Source organism: Actinoplanes sp. NPDC049265, assembly GCF_043197135.1.
Classification (GTDB): domain Bacteria; phylum Actinomycetota; class Actinomycetes; order Mycobacteriales; family Micromonosporaceae; genus Actinoplanes.
Genome location: NZ_JBICSP010000001.1, coordinates 490,736 through 503,797, shown reverse-complemented (window position 1 = coordinate 503,797; position 13,062 = coordinate 490,736). Strand labels below are relative to the sequence as shown.

Annotated in this window: 13 protein-coding genes; 9 read left to right on the top strand and 4 right to left on the bottom strand. The window is 70.7% G+C overall.

Annotated features, from left to right (window positions below):
- Nucleotides 1-66 precede the first annotated feature (66 nt).
- On the bottom strand, nt 67-1,356 hold the full coding sequence (locus tag ACGFIO_RS02470) for a YqgE/AlgH family protein (RefSeq protein ID WP_392821008.1): 1,290 nt from the start codon (nt 1,354-1,356) through the stop codon (nt 67-69).
- Between the two features lie 3 nt (nt 1,357-1,359).
- On the bottom strand, nt 1,360-1,704 hold the full coding sequence (locus ACGFIO_RS02465; protein WP_392821006.1) for a hypothetical protein: 345 nt from the start codon (nt 1,702-1,704) through the stop codon (nt 1,360-1,362).
- 310 nt (nt 1,705-2,014) lie between these two features.
- Here ACGFIO_RS02465 and ACGFIO_RS02460 point away from each other — a divergent pair, with 310 nt between their 5' ends.
- The 6 genes from ACGFIO_RS02460 (at nt 2,015) to ACGFIO_RS02435 (ending at nt 7,349) form a co-directional block, all read left to right on the top strand.
- Nucleotides 2,015-3,310, top strand: a complete 1,296-nt coding sequence (locus tag ACGFIO_RS02460; RefSeq protein ID WP_392821003.1) for a M16 family metallopeptidase — start codon at nt 2,015-2,017, stop codon at nt 3,308-3,310.
- On the top strand, nt 3,307-4,623 hold the full coding sequence (locus ACGFIO_RS02455) for a M16 family metallopeptidase (RefSeq protein WP_392821001.1): 1,317 nt from the start codon (nt 3,307-3,309) through the stop codon (nt 4,621-4,623). The genes ACGFIO_RS02460 and ACGFIO_RS02455 overlap by 4 nt, the downstream gene beginning before the upstream one ends.
- Entirely contained in the window at nt 4,620-5,567 is a 948-nt protein-coding gene (nudC, locus tag ACGFIO_RS02450; protein ID WP_392822551.1) for an NAD(+) diphosphatase, read from the top strand. The genes ACGFIO_RS02455 and nudC overlap by 4 nt, the downstream gene beginning before the upstream one ends.
- Before the next feature lie 90 nt (nt 5,568-5,657).
- Complete coding sequence (locus ACGFIO_RS02445) at nt 5,658-6,509, top strand: phytanoyl-CoA dioxygenase family protein (RefSeq protein WP_392820999.1); 852 nt, start codon at nt 5,658-5,660, stop codon at nt 6,507-6,509.
- A 19-nt stretch (nt 6,510-6,528) separates the two neighbouring features.
- Complete coding sequence (locus ACGFIO_RS02440; protein WP_392820997.1) at nt 6,529-6,990, top strand: hypothetical protein; 462 nt, start codon at nt 6,529-6,531, stop codon at nt 6,988-6,990.
- Nucleotides 6,987-7,349 (top strand): hypothetical protein, encoded by a 363-nt coding sequence (locus tag ACGFIO_RS02435; RefSeq protein WP_392820994.1) that lies wholly within the window; start codon nt 6,987-6,989, stop codon nt 7,347-7,349. Before ACGFIO_RS02440 ends, ACGFIO_RS02435 begins: the two co-directional genes overlap by 4 nt.
- Here the strand turns inward: ACGFIO_RS02435 and ACGFIO_RS02430 are convergent.
- Nucleotides 7,346-7,588 (bottom strand): mycoredoxin, encoded by a 243-nt coding sequence (locus tag ACGFIO_RS02430; protein WP_392820991.1) that lies wholly within the window; start codon nt 7,586-7,588, stop codon nt 7,346-7,348. The genes ACGFIO_RS02435 and ACGFIO_RS02430 overlap by 4 nt on opposite strands.
- 82 nt (nt 7,589-7,670) lie before the next feature.
- Between ACGFIO_RS02430 and ACGFIO_RS02425 the strand changes: the two genes are divergently transcribed.
- The 3 genes from ACGFIO_RS02425 (at nt 7,671) to ACGFIO_RS02415 (ending at nt 10,720) form a co-directional block, all read left to right on the top strand.
- The gene (locus tag ACGFIO_RS02425; RefSeq protein WP_392820988.1) at nt 7,671-9,818 is read left to right on the top strand and encodes an ATP-dependent DNA helicase UvrD2; all 2,148 of its coding nucleotides are present in this window, start codon (nt 7,671-7,673) and stop codon (nt 9,816-9,818) included.
- A 125-nt stretch (nt 9,819-9,943) separates the two neighbouring features.
- The gene (locus tag ACGFIO_RS02420; RefSeq protein ID WP_392820985.1) at nt 9,944-10,213 is read left to right on the top strand and encodes a hypothetical protein; all 270 of its coding nucleotides are present in this window, start codon (nt 9,944-9,946) and stop codon (nt 10,211-10,213) included.
- A 147-nt stretch (nt 10,214-10,360) separates the two neighbouring features.
- Nucleotides 10,361-10,720 carry a WhiB family transcriptional regulator gene (locus ACGFIO_RS02415; RefSeq protein WP_392820982.1) on the top strand — a complete coding sequence of 120 codons (360 nt, stop codon included), beginning with the start codon at nt 10,361-10,363 and terminating at the stop codon, nt 10,718-10,720.
- Between the two features lie 519 nt (nt 10,721-11,239).
- Here ACGFIO_RS02415 and ACGFIO_RS02410 read toward each other — a convergent pair.
- Nucleotides 11,240-12,586 carry an ABC1 kinase family protein gene (locus tag ACGFIO_RS02410; RefSeq protein ID WP_392820979.1) on the bottom strand — a complete coding sequence of 449 codons (1,347 nt, stop codon included), beginning with the start codon at nt 12,584-12,586 and terminating at the stop codon, nt 11,240-11,242.
- Nucleotides 12,587-13,062 lie beyond the last annotated feature (476 nt).

The window sequence follows — 13,062 nt, the reverse complement described above, 5'->3', positions numbered from 1 at the left end:
GTGGTAGCCCCGGGCGGTCTCCGGGCCCCGAGTACCGCCCGGGCCTACCACTGCGGGTGTGCGCGGTCACCGGCCGGCCTGCAGGCTCTGCCACAGCTCGCCGGGGCGCTCGGTGAACACCTGCCGGGTCGGTCGCCGGCTGACGATCAGTTCGCCGCGTTCGATGTATTCCTCCAGCTCGCCGGGCCGCCAGCCGAGATAGCCGACGAACACGCGCATCGTGGCCACCGTGTCGGCCAGGTCGTCGGGCGCCTCGGACAGCGCGATCGTGCCCAGCCGCTCCTCGGCGTCCCGTTCCCGCAGCGGCGTGAACCGCAGCGGATGCGGCGCGCCCGAGCGCAGCATGGTCAGCAGGATGTAGCCGTCCCGGGCGACCGGGCCACCGTTGAAGAGCATCGTCGGGGTGCTGATCAGCGTCCGCCAGGGGACCGGGAACTCGGGCGGGATCTCCCGGTCCGGGCGGGTCAGGCAGACGCCCAGCGCACCGGTCGAGTTGTGCCGCAGCACCAGGATCGCCCGCTGCCCGAGCTCGTCGTCGATGAACCAGGGCGCGGCGTACAACACCGTGCCGGCCAGGTTCCGCCGCGGCAGGCGGGCGTTGTGCACCAGCGCGATCGCGGTGCCGAAGTCGCGGGCGCGCATCTCCGGGCGTTCGAAGCCGCGGTGCAGCATCGCGTCGCGTACCGATCGCCAGACGGTCTCCACGGTCAACGCCGCCGGCGTCGCCTCACGCGGGCCGGGCTGATAGCCCTCACGCAGGAACCGCAACAGCTCGCCGGTGAACGCGGTGTGGATCTCGCCGTGCGGGGCCCGCGCACGACGGTTGGCCGGCGCCGAGACCAGCAGGCAGGTGCCGTCCGTGACGGCCTTGTCGGCGACCGCGTCGGTGCCGGTGAAGCCGCTGCCCAGCTCGGAATCGGCCCGCCCGGAATAGCAGCAGTCCAGGATCACCAGCCGGCGCCGGGCCCGGGTGCCGGCCACCGCCCAGCGGATCCAGTCGTACGGCAGGCCCTCCTCGTGCGGGGCGTCCGGGTCGCAGGCCGGCAGCGCGAGGATCAGCTTGTCGTCGTCGGCCGGGTCGACCAGGCCGTGCCCCGAGAAGTAGACCAGCAGCAGGCCGTCCCGGTCGACCGCCGCGGCCGCCTCCCGCACGACCCGGCTGACCTCGCCCGGACTGGCCGGGTCGAGCAGCACGTGGCAGTTCTCCGGTGGCACGCCCCAGTAGTCGTTGTCGCGCAGCACTTCACCGAAGCCGTCCACGTTGTTGCGGACCGCGGGCAGCTGCGGCAGATGCCGGTACTCCGACACGCCGATGAGGACGACCCTGGACAGCGCCGGATTGGCGACCTCGCTCATCAGCTACGCCCGCTCCAGCTCCCGCAGCGCGGTTTCCAGTGCCTCCGGCGTGGACGCCTCGATGCGGGTGGTGCTGCCGTCCGGGTGAACGTGGGTGACGACCAGCTCGGGCGGCCGGGGCCGGGACTCGCGCCACTGCTTGACCGCCAGCACCAGCTGGGCCGCCGAGAAGCCCGAGCCGATCACCAAGGTCAGCACGTCGATCAGGGGGCCGAGCTCCTCCGGGTTGTCGTTCTCGGCCCGGGCCAACCGGCCGTCCGCACGCGCACCCGGCTCGTCCCGCAACCACCGGAACAACGATTCCGCGTCGGCCTCTGAATCGCACGTCAACTGCAGCTGAACTGCCATCGGGAAATTGAACCCTTTCGTTGCCTGGCCCCTGCGAAAGTTAGCATCGCCGCTCCAGCCACTGGCATGCCCGGCCCATCGCCGGGCTCGTGTGTCGACGAGCGTCCGCCGCCATGTCGAGGGTTGCAGGTTGACATGTCTGGCACCGGACGACGGCGCCAGGGTCCCTTGGCCGGCAGAGGCCCGCCCCACCAGCACTATTTGTGGGAGTCGCCGGCCTACGTTCATGGGCGAGGATCCGCGACGCCACCGGGCCCCACCCGGTGAAAGTTTGTGGAAGCCGCACTAGATTCATGGTGTGGTGCGCAAAATGAAGATTCCCGCGACCAAGTATCCGGTCGAACGCCTCACGCTCGACAACGGCCTGCGGGTGGTTCTGTCACCCGATCGCAGTGCTCCGGTCGTCGGCGTGGCCGTGGTCTACGACGTCGGCATCCGCTCCGAACCCGAGGGGCGCACCGGGTTCGCGCACCTCTTCGAGCACCTGATGTTCCAGGGCTCGGGCAACATCGACAAGCTGGAGCACGCGCGGCACGTGCAGGGCGCGGGCGGCAGCTTCAACGGATCCACCCATCTGGACTACACCGACTACTACGAGGTCCTGCCCGCGGGCGGGCTCGAGCGCGCGCTCTTCCTCGAGGCCGACCGGATGCGCGGGCCGCGGCTGACCGAGGAGAACCTCCGCAACCAGGTCGACGTGGTCAAGGAGGAGATCCGGGTCAACGTCCTCAACCGGCCGTACGGCGGCTTCCCCTGGCTGAAGCTGCCGCCGGTGATGTTCTCGACGTTCCCCAACGAGCACGACGGGTACGGGTCGTTCGAAGACCTGGAGAGCGCCACGCTGGCCGACGCCGAGGAGTTCTTCGAGCGCTACTACGCCTGCGGCAACGCGGTGCTGGCCGTGGCCGGGGACTTCGACCTGGCCAAGACCACCCAGCTGATCGAGCGGCATTTCGGCGATGTGCCGGCCCGGCCCGCCCCCGAGCGCCCCGACTTCGACGAGCCCGACCTGACCGGCGAGGTGCGCGAGGCGTACGTCGACCGGCTCGCCCCGCTGCCCGCGGTGGCCTCGGGCTGGCGGGTGCCCGACCCGATCGCCGACTTCGCCGGCTACCTGCCGTTCGTGGTGCTGGCCGAGGTGCTCACCGACGGCGACGCCTCCCGCCTGGTCGACCGGCTGGTGCAGCGCGACCGCACCGCCACCAGCATCGGCGGCTACCTCGGGTTCATGGGCGACGAGTACGCCGTCCGCAACCCGACCGCGATGCTGCTCCAGGCCCACCTGTCACCCGGCGGCGACGCCGAGAAGGTGCTGCGGACCGTGGACGAGGAGTTGGACCGGCTGGCCGCCGACGGGCTGCGGCCGGGCGAGCTGGCACGTACCCAGGCCCGCATCGCCACCCACCACCTGCGTGAGATCGACGCCGTGCTCGGCCGGGCGCAGCCCATGGCCGTCCTCGAGCAGCAGCGCGGGCGCCCCGAGCTGATCAACGAGGTGCCGAAACTGATCGGCGAGGTGACCGAGGAGCAGGTCGTCGCGGCCGCCGCGACGATGCGCCCGGAGCGCCGCGCCACCATCGAGGTCAAGCCGGGAGCCGGAGCATGAGCACGCACGTTCTTCCCGGCCTGGCGCCGGATTCCAAGATCAAGCTTCCGCGTTCGGCCGAGCGCACGCTGAGCAGCGGCCTGACCGTGATCGCCATCCGGCGGCCGGCGGTCCCGCTGGTCGAGCTGCGCCTGCGGGTGCCGTTCGGCCGGGCGCCACTGCCCCGGGCCACGCTGCTGTCGCAGGCGCTGTTCACCGGCACCGGCAGCATGTCCAGCACCGAGATCGCGGCCGAGCTGCAGGCGGTCGGGGGCGGGCTGTCGGCCGGCCTCGACCCGGACCGGCTGCTGGTCACCGGCAACGCGCTGGCCGGTGGACTCGACCGGATGCTGGAGATCCTGGCCCAGGTGCTGACCGACCCGGCCTACCCGGCCGACGAGGTGGGCACCGAGCGCGAGCGGCTGGTCGACCACATTCAGGTGGCCCAGAGCCAGCCCGCCCACCTGGCCCGCACGGCACTGCTCAAGCGGATCTACGGCCGGCATCCGTACGCGGTGCAGACCCCCGAGCCCGACCAGGTCCGCGGCGTCCGCCCGGCCCAGCTCCGGGCCCTGCACGCCGACCGGGTCCGCCCCGACGGCGCGGTCCTGGTGCTGGTCGGCGACATCAACCCGGACCGCGCGATCGACGCCGCCGACAAAGCGCTGGGCAGCTGGACCGGCCCGGGTAAGGACGGCAACGTGCCGCCCACCCCACCGCTCGAGACCGGCCCGCTGCTGCTGGTCGACCGGCCCGGCTCGGTGCAGTCGTCGCTGCGGATCGCGTTGCCGGCCGTCCCGCGCACCGACCCCGACTACGCCGCGCTGCTGCTGGCCAACCTGGTCTTCGGCGGTTACTTCTCGTCCCGCTGGGTGGAGAACATCCGGGAGGACAAGGGCTACACGTACGGGCCGGGCAGCTCGATCGAGCACTTCGTGGCCGGGTCGTCGCTGGTCGCGGCGGTCGAGGTGGCGACCGCGGTGACCGGGCCGTCGCTGCTGGAGACCACCTACGAGCTGGGCCGCATCGCCAGCCTTCCGCCCGGCGAGGAGGAGCTGGAGCAGGCCCGGCGCTATGCCCTGGGCACGCTCCGGCTGGGCATGTCGACGCAGGCCGGGCTGGCCGGGCTGGCCAGCATCTACGCCAGCTTCGGCCTGCGCCTGGACTATCTGGTCGAGCATTCGGCGGCGCTGGCCGCGGCGACCCGCGAGCGGGTGGCCGAGGTGGCCGCCCGGCACCTGGCCCCGGCCAAGGCGGTCACGGTCGTGCTCGGTGACGCCGCTGTCATCGAGGGGCAGCTGGCCGCCCTCACCACCGTCGAGCGAAGCGCCTGATGTCCGGGCCGCATGTCCCACCGCTCGCCCGCACCATGCTCGACCGGGCCGCGCATCACCGGCGCGACCCGGACTGGCTGGCCCAGGCCTTCAAGACCGGTCTGGTGCTGGTCGTGGACACCGCGGCCGGTGGGCGGGCGCCGGCCCGGGACAACTCCGACGGCTCGGCCTCGCTGGTGCTGCTGGACGCCGCGGCCGCACCCGAGGGCGATCGGCACTTCCTCGGCGTCGACCCGGACGGCACGCCCCTGTTCACCGTGGACGCACCGCTGCCGGCCCTGTCCGGGGTCTCCGGCGTGACGTTGCGGGAGGTCGGGCACCGGCTCGACGACCGTGACGCGGGACTCTTCAGCGCGGCCGCGGCCCTGGTCAACTGGCACGTCTCGCACCTGTTCTCGCCACGGTCGGGCAAGCCGACGACGATCACCGAGGCGGGCTGGTCGCGTACCGACCCGGACGGCAAGCAGATGTGGCCGCGCACCGATCCGGCGATGATCGTGCTGATTCACGACGGTGTCGCCGGGCCGGGCGGGCGCTGCCTGCTCGGCCGCAACGCCCAGTGGGTCGTGCCGGATGGCAGCAAGCGTTTCTCCACGCTGGCCGGGTTCGTCGAGCCGGGCGAGTCGGCCGAGGCGGCCGTCCACCGTGAGGTGCTCGAGGAGGTCGGGGTCAGGGTCCATGAGCTGCGGTACGAGGGGAGCCAGGCCTGGCCGTACCCCGGCTCGCTGATGCTGGGCTTCACCGCCCGTGCCGACGCCTCCGACCCGATCTCGGTCGACCCCGACGAGATCGCCGAAGCGCGCTGGTTCACCCGCACCGAGATAAAGGCCATAAGAGCGGGTGAATACCGGGATCCGGACACCGGAGTATCGATCGGACTTCCGATGAGTGCTTCGATCGCGCTCTATTTAATTGAGACCTGGCTGGCCTTTCCTGAAGATTAAGGCAGTCTTATCTGTCAAAATTGGCCGCACTGCAACCCGAGATCTATTCGCTACGTCATGAGGGTGTCGCCACACGGAAGGGTGGAACTCATGACACAGGTCATCGCACCGGACTGGGCCCCGATGACAGCCGAGGAGCGCGAACAGTTCGACCGAGACGGATATCTGGTCATCCGCTCGGTGCTCGATTCGACGGAGATCGAGATGGCGCGCGACGCCATTCTGCGATTCCGCGAAAAAGCTGTCGGTACGGGCACCTTGCACCAGCTTTCGGCGGTGACCGCCTGTCCCGAACTGGCTTTCCTGGTCGACCACCCGCGCGCGTTCCGGTACATCTGGTCGCTGCTCGGCTGGAACATTCACGTCTACCACTCGCACGTCGACGTGCACCCGCGGATCCACGAGAAGAAGCCCGACTGGTGGCATTGGCACCAGGACGGCGGCCGGCAGAACCGGGAGCTGGAGACCGACCCACGGCCGCGGATGTCGGTGAAACTCGCCTACTGGCTGTCCGACGTGAGTGAGACCGGCCGAGGCAACTTCACCATCCTGCCCGGCAGTCACAAGACCAACTGGCTGCCCGGTCCGCCGAAGCGGGACGTGCCGTGGCCCGCGCCGGTCGGTGCCACCCAGATCACCGCCAACGCCGGCGACCTGGTGGTGTTCGACCGTCGGCTGTGGCACGCCCGCTCGGACAACTACTCGCCGATCACCCGGGTCGGTGCGTTCTTCGGATATTCGTACCGCTGGGTGGCCGGCCGCGACGAGACCGCCGGCCTGAACCTCGACGCCCTCACGCCGGTGCAGCGGCAGCTGCTCGGGCACTGCGGGGACGGCTCGGGCGACCACGCCTGGGGCCACTACCCGGAAACCACACCGCTGTACGGCGAACTGAAGCGGAATGGGGCTCTTGATGGCAGTATCCCGGCCCTGATCCCCTGAAGTACGTAAAGTCCGCTATGTGATCTCGACTTCGGCCGGTCAGCTCGTGCTGACCTCATTGCGGGACGAGGACCGGACGCCGGTCCAGGCCCGCCCGGGCCCGGCCCGGCTGATGCGTGAGGTGTTCGCGGTCGCGGTCCGGCGATGCTTCGCTGGCCGCGACCCGCGCGACGTCACGCCGTACGTCCGCGGTCTGCTCACCCGCCGGGGCCTGCCGCCGGACGGGGAGAAGGCCCGCGAGCTGGAAGCGGTCATCCGCTCCGCGCTGGGCGACGCCGACCTGCTGACCGGCATCCCCGACGAGCGCCGGGTCGGCATGATGATCATCGTGATCGGCGACCTCGCCCAGGGAGCGGTGGCCGACGGCGTGATCAGCGACGCGGAACTGCTCGAAGCCCTGGTCGCCCAGGCCGAGACCCGGGTCGCCCGCTTCGACCCGCCCTCCGACGGCCGCCCCTGGCGGCGAGGTGCCGCCCGATGACCGCCGCTGCCTTCCTCAGGGCCACCGCAACCAACACGCCCGCGCCCGAACCGCCGGGCGAGGACGCCGACGAGACGTTCGCCGCCGCCTTCCGCGCGGCGGTCAAGCTGCGCTTCCGTGCCGACGCGCCGCTGGCCGCCATCACCGGCTCGGTCCGGGCCGCCACCCGTCGGCACGGCGAACTGGTGCCCGTACGGGAAGCGGAGATGTTGATCCGATCGGCCCTGGGCGAGCAGGTGCCGGTCGCGGAGATCGCCCGCACCGCGTCGGTCACCGCGCACGTCCTGCTGTTCGCCACCCTGGTCGAGGAACTGGCGCTGACCGACGACGAACTCGACGAACTGCTCGCCGAGCTTTAGGCGACCGTCTCGGTCAGGTGCTTCTTGACCTCGATGATGCTCGGGTTGGTCAGGGCCGACCCGTCGTCGAACTTCAGCGTGGGAACCGTCTGGTTGCCGCCGTTGACGCTCATCACGAACTCGGCGGCGGCCGGGTCCTGCTCGATGTCGACCACCTCGTAAGCGATGCCCTCGCGATCCAGCTGCGTCTTGAGCCGGTAGCAGTAGCCGCACCACGTGGTGGAATACATGGTCAACATCGGTCGGGTCCCCTTCGGCCAGGCTCACTCGGCACGGTGCCTTGAGAGGAAACGTCATACCGGGGTGCCATGATTCCCGACTGTGACAGCGGAACGTGTGCTCGCCGGGCTGGATCCCGATCAGCGTAAGGCGGTGACCGCTCCCGCGGGGCCGGTCTGCATCCTGGCCGGGGCGGGCACGGGCAAGACCCGGTCGATCACACACCGGATCGCGTACCGCACGATCACCGGCGAGATCAGCGGCCGGCACGTGCTGGCGGTCACCTTCACCGCGCGGGCGGCGGCCGAGATGCGGGCCCGGCTCACCGGCCTCGGCGCCGGCGGCGTGCAGGCACGCACCTTCCACTCGGCCGCGCTGCGCCAGGTGCGCTACTTCGCGCCGCGGCTGCTCGAGGGCCGGGCGATGCCCGAGTTGCTGGAGAGCAAGGCGCGGCTGGTCGCCCTGGCCGCCGCCCGGGTCAACGTCCGGGCCGACCGCACCGGCGCCCGCGACCTGGCCGCCGAGATCGAGTGGGCCAAGTCGTCGCTGGTCGAGCCGGCCGAATACGCGGTGGCGGCGGCCAAAGCGCTGCGCGAGCCACCGTACGACCCGGCCAAGGTCGCCGAGGTCTTCACCGCGTACGAGGAACTCAAACGCCGCCAGGGCGTGATCGACTTCGAGGACATGCTGCGCGCCGCGGTCTGGGGCATCGAGGAGCACCCCGACGTGGCCGAGCAGATCCGCGCGCAGTACCGCCACTTCGTCGTGGACGAGTACCAGGACGTCAACCCGCTCCAGCAGCGGCTGCTGGAGGCGTGGCTGGGCGGCCGCGACGACCTGACCGTGGTCGGCGACGCCAGCCAGACCATCTACTCGTTCACCGGCGCGACCTCGGCGTACCTGATCGACTTCCCCCGCCTGCGGCGCGAGGCCGTGGTGGTCCGGCTGGTCCGCGACTACCGCTCCACGCCGCAGGTGGTCGGCCTGGCCAACGCGGTGATCAAGCAGGCCCGGGGGAGCGAGGCCAAGCTGCGGCTGGAACTTCAGGGGCAGCGGCCGGCCGGGGCCGAGCCCGAGCTGAAGATCTTTCCGGACGAGCCCGGTGAGGCGGTCGCGGTCGCGCGCCGATGCAAGGAGCTGATCGGTACGGGCACGCCGGCCAGCGAGATCGCGGTGCTGTTTCGCACCAACGCGCAGTCCGAGACGTACGAGAAGGCGCTGGCCGAGGCCGAGGTGCCGTACGTCGTCCGGGGGGCCGAGCGGTTCTTCGAACGGGCCGAGATCCGCCGGGCGATGATCGCCCTCCGGTCGGCCACCCGGTCCATTCCCGGCGAGACGCCCCTGGTCTCCGCGGTTGTCGAGGCGCTCGCCGCGCTGGCCTGGTCGCGGGACACGCCGCCGGCCGGTGGAGCCGCGCGGGAACAGTGGGAAGCCCTCGCCGCCCTGGTCGCGCTGGCCGAGGACTTCGCCCGGTCGCCGGCCATCCATCCGATCGGCGACGGCGCGGCGGTGCAGCGTGATCCGTCCCTGTCCGAGTTCGTGGCCGAGCTGCACCACCGGGCCGAGCAGCAGCACGCGCCCACGGTCGAGGGGGTGACGCTCGCGTCGCTGCACTCGGCCAAGGGCCTGGAGTGGGACGCGGTGTTCCTGGTCGGTCTGTCGGACGGGACGCTGCCGACCACGTACGCGAAGACCACCGAGCAGATCGAGGAGGAACGGCGGCTGCTCTATGTCGGGGTCACGCGGGCGCGGCAGTGGCTCTGGTTGTCGTACGGGCAGACCCGTTCCGGCGGCGGCCGCGCCCGTCGGCCCTGCCGGTTCCTGCCCCAGCTGGAACGCCGCGGCGGAGGCGGCCCGGAGCGTGCCGGCGGCGCGTCCAGCCTGAGTCGGAAACCCGACCGCCGCACCAAGGTGTCGTCCTGCCGGATCTGCGGCGCGACCCTGCTCGCCGGGGCCGACCGCAAGCTCGGCCGCTGCCCCACGTGCCCGTCCGACATCGACCAGGATCTCTACGATCGGCTGTCCGAGTGGCGCACCCGGACCGCGTCCGAGCTGGATGTTCCCGCCTATGTGGTGTTTACCGATGCCACCCTGGTGGCCCTGGCCGAACGCAAGCCGACGGCCCCCGCGGAACTGCTCGCGATCGCCGGCATCGGACCCCGCAAGCTGGGCCAGTACGGCGCCTCCGTCTTTGCTCTGGTGGCTGGTCGGAGCCCCGATGATCTTGCTCAGGAAAACTTTGAAAACTAGTCCGTTAATTCGTTTGCCCTCGCTGCTACGCGAGGCATAGCCTCAGTGCACACCTTGAGGGAGCGGTCTTGTCCCGAGGGGTTCCGAGCAGGTCCGAGCGCAGTTTTCTGGAGGAGGTGGCACCGATGGAGATCTACACGACTGGACGACCGTCCATGCCGCTGACGCCTGCCTGCGCTCAGTTCCCCGCGTCTGCCGCCGTGGCACACCGGGCTTCGCTTTCGCGGGTGCACCAGGTCCAGATCCAGGCCGAGCTGGGTCAGGCCAAGCGGCGCGGCGGCGAATACGGCACCAAGGTGACCCTCATGGGTCGCGATGGGTTCGTGGGCAGCAATGGCTCCGTAATCAAGACGGATGGTGCCAGTGGTGTCCCGCCTCGAGGAAGGCCGGTCTGATCGACAGACCGAGCCGGCTCACCTCGAGGCCGCGGAACCCGATAACCGGGATCCGCGGCCTTACTTATTTTCCCGGCCCTACAACCGGGACGCAGCACCTGTACGGCGATCCAGAAGATCGATCGAAGAGAGAGGTGACCGGGCTTTATGAGTCTGGCGCTGGCCCCGCACGACGTGAGCGTCGAGATCGAGGCAAACCTGCCCTGTCGGAAGTTCGACCCGGACCTGTGGTTCTCCGAGTCGCCGGCCCAGCTGGAACTGGCCAAGTCGCTCTGCGGGGACTGCCCGCTGCGCGTCGAGTGCCTGGCCGGTGCGGTCGAGCGCGCTGAGCCCTGGGGAGTCTGGGGCGGCGAGATCTTTGAGCGTGGCGCTGTGGTTCCGCGCAAGCGGCCCCGCGGTCGTCCGCGTAAGGCGGACGTCGCACGCGACGCCGAGCTCAAGGCCGAGACCGAGGAGCGCCTCGCGGCCAACGGCCTCGAGCGCGACGCCGTCCGACTGGCGGCCTGACGAGATGACCACCATCACCATCGACACCCCGACCCGAGAGACGACCGAAATGACTTTGAACGGAGCACCGAAGATGAGACTCATCCAAGAAGCGCTGTCCCGAGCCCGAATGCGTCGGCCTCAGGCCGATCCTGAGGCGTACCGCTCCGCTCGCCGAGTAGCCATGGAGGCGCGTCACCGCGCCGCTCGGGAGCTGGGTGGTCGTCCGCTCTGATCAAGGCTCTGACGCTTCACTGCACCGCGGTAAGGAAAGGCCCCGTCGGCGGACGGGGCCTTTCCCGTGCCCGCTGATCGGTCAGCGCTCGTTCTCGTGTTTGGTGGGCCTGGCGTACCGGTGGTCGAATGGCTCGCGCAGAGATTCGGTGCCCCTGCGCTGTCCATGGCGAGGCCCGGTAGCCCCTTTGCTTTCCCTCGGAGCCCGGTGGCGCTTTGCTTCCCGCGAAGCCCGGTGGCGCTTCGCTTCCCACGCAGCCGGTGCCGCTTTGCTTACCCGCGGGGTCTGCGACGTCTGCGCGTCCCTCAGGCGACCGGGGCGAAGCCCGGGAGCCACTTCTGCAGGATCGCGCGGTAGGGCGCCTCGGCTTCGAGCTGCGACAGCACCCCGATCGAGCCGATCGTGACCCGGTGGATCAGCAGGTACGACGGTGGCAGGTTGAGCTTGCGGCTGAGCTGGTAGGCCGGCGACCGCGGGCTGGAGAGCCGCTGCGCCTCGCCGCGCAGCCACGCCCGGGTGAACCGGAACTCGTCCACCGCGACCGGCTCGATCATCGGCCGCAGGAACTTGAGCACAGCCTCGGCGTCGATGTCGTCCTCCGGTTTGATGAACCCTTCGTCCCGAAGTCCGTCCGCGACGCCCTGAGCGTCGCCGCCCAGCGCCAGCCGGACCAGCCGCCCGATGGGTTCCGGGTGCCCGCCCGGGAGCCGGGCCACCGCACCGAAGTCGATCACGCCGAGCCGCCCGTCCGGCAGGATCCGGAAGTTCCCCGGGTGCGGGTCGGCATGCAGCAGTCCCGTCCGGGCCGGCGCCGAGAAGTGCAGGATGGCCATCAGCCGTCCCGCCTCGTCCCGCTCCTCCCGGGTGCCGTCCGAGATCACTTTGGCCAGCGGCGTACCGTCCACCCACTCGGTGACCAGCACCCGCTCGGCGTGCGCGACCACCCGCGGCACGTAGATCTCGTCGTCGTCCGCGTAGCCGTCAGCGAAGGCCGTCTGGGCCTCCGCCTCCATCGCGTAGTCGAGCTCCTCGACAATCCGCTCACGCAGCTCGTTGACCAGCGGCTTGATGTCCATGCCAGGCTGAATGATCTTGAACATGCCGGCCAGCCGCGACAGCTGCTTCAGGTCCGAGAGCAACGCCTCCGCCGCCCCCGGATACTGAATCTTGACCGCGACCGGCACTGTCTTGGGCTTGGCCCCCTTCCGGCTGGGCGGCAGCTTCCACACGGCCCGGTGCACTTGTCCGATGCTGGCGGCGGCGGCCGGCGAGTCGTCGAACTCGGCGAATTTGTCCCGCCAGTCCGCCCCCAACTGCTCGGCCAGCGCTTTGTGCACGTTCGCCACCGGCATGGGCGGCGCCGCCTCCTGCAGTTTGGTGAGCGCCTGCCGGTACGGCCCCGCCATCTCGTCGGGCATGGCCGCCTCAAGCACCGACAGCGCCTGGCCAAACTTCATCGCGCCGCCCTTGAGCTGCCCCAACACGCTGAAGAGCTGCTCGGCCGTCCGCTGCTGAATATCCGCGGAGATCACCTCCGCGGCAGCACCAACCGCCCGCTTACCCAGCCCCAGAGCCGTCCGCCCGGCGAACCCGAGCGGCAGTGCGGCCAGCCTGGCAGTCCGGGCCGCCGCCCGCCGCGGTATATCGCTCACCCGATCATTGTTACTGACCACGAGGGCATCGTCCGCCCGGTGCGCTCTATATGACGCATAAGCCAGACAATGTCCGGTTCACCAAGACCGTCCTCGCGCCTCCCGCCGGATCTTGCTCAGGGCGCCGATCCCGCTGGCGTAGCGGCGCTGGGCGGTGTGCCCGAGGAGGTAGTGAGTCAAGCGCCTGATCAGTCCGCCACTATCCAGGGTGCGGCGGCCGGTGTGAAGCAACCCGCACCTCCCGCATCCGCGCTGGTCGGCACCCGGTGCGGCCGCGCTCGTGCTGGTCGGCACCCGGGGCGGCGCGCATTCTCGTTGGCCGGCACCCGTACGGCCGGCACCCGTACGGCCGGCACCCGTACGGCCGGGATCTGCGCTGGCCGGGATCTGCGCTGGCCCGCACCTGCGCTGGCCGGCACCTGCGCTGGCCGGCACCTGCGCTGGCCCGCACCCGCACGGCCGGCACTCGCCAGCTC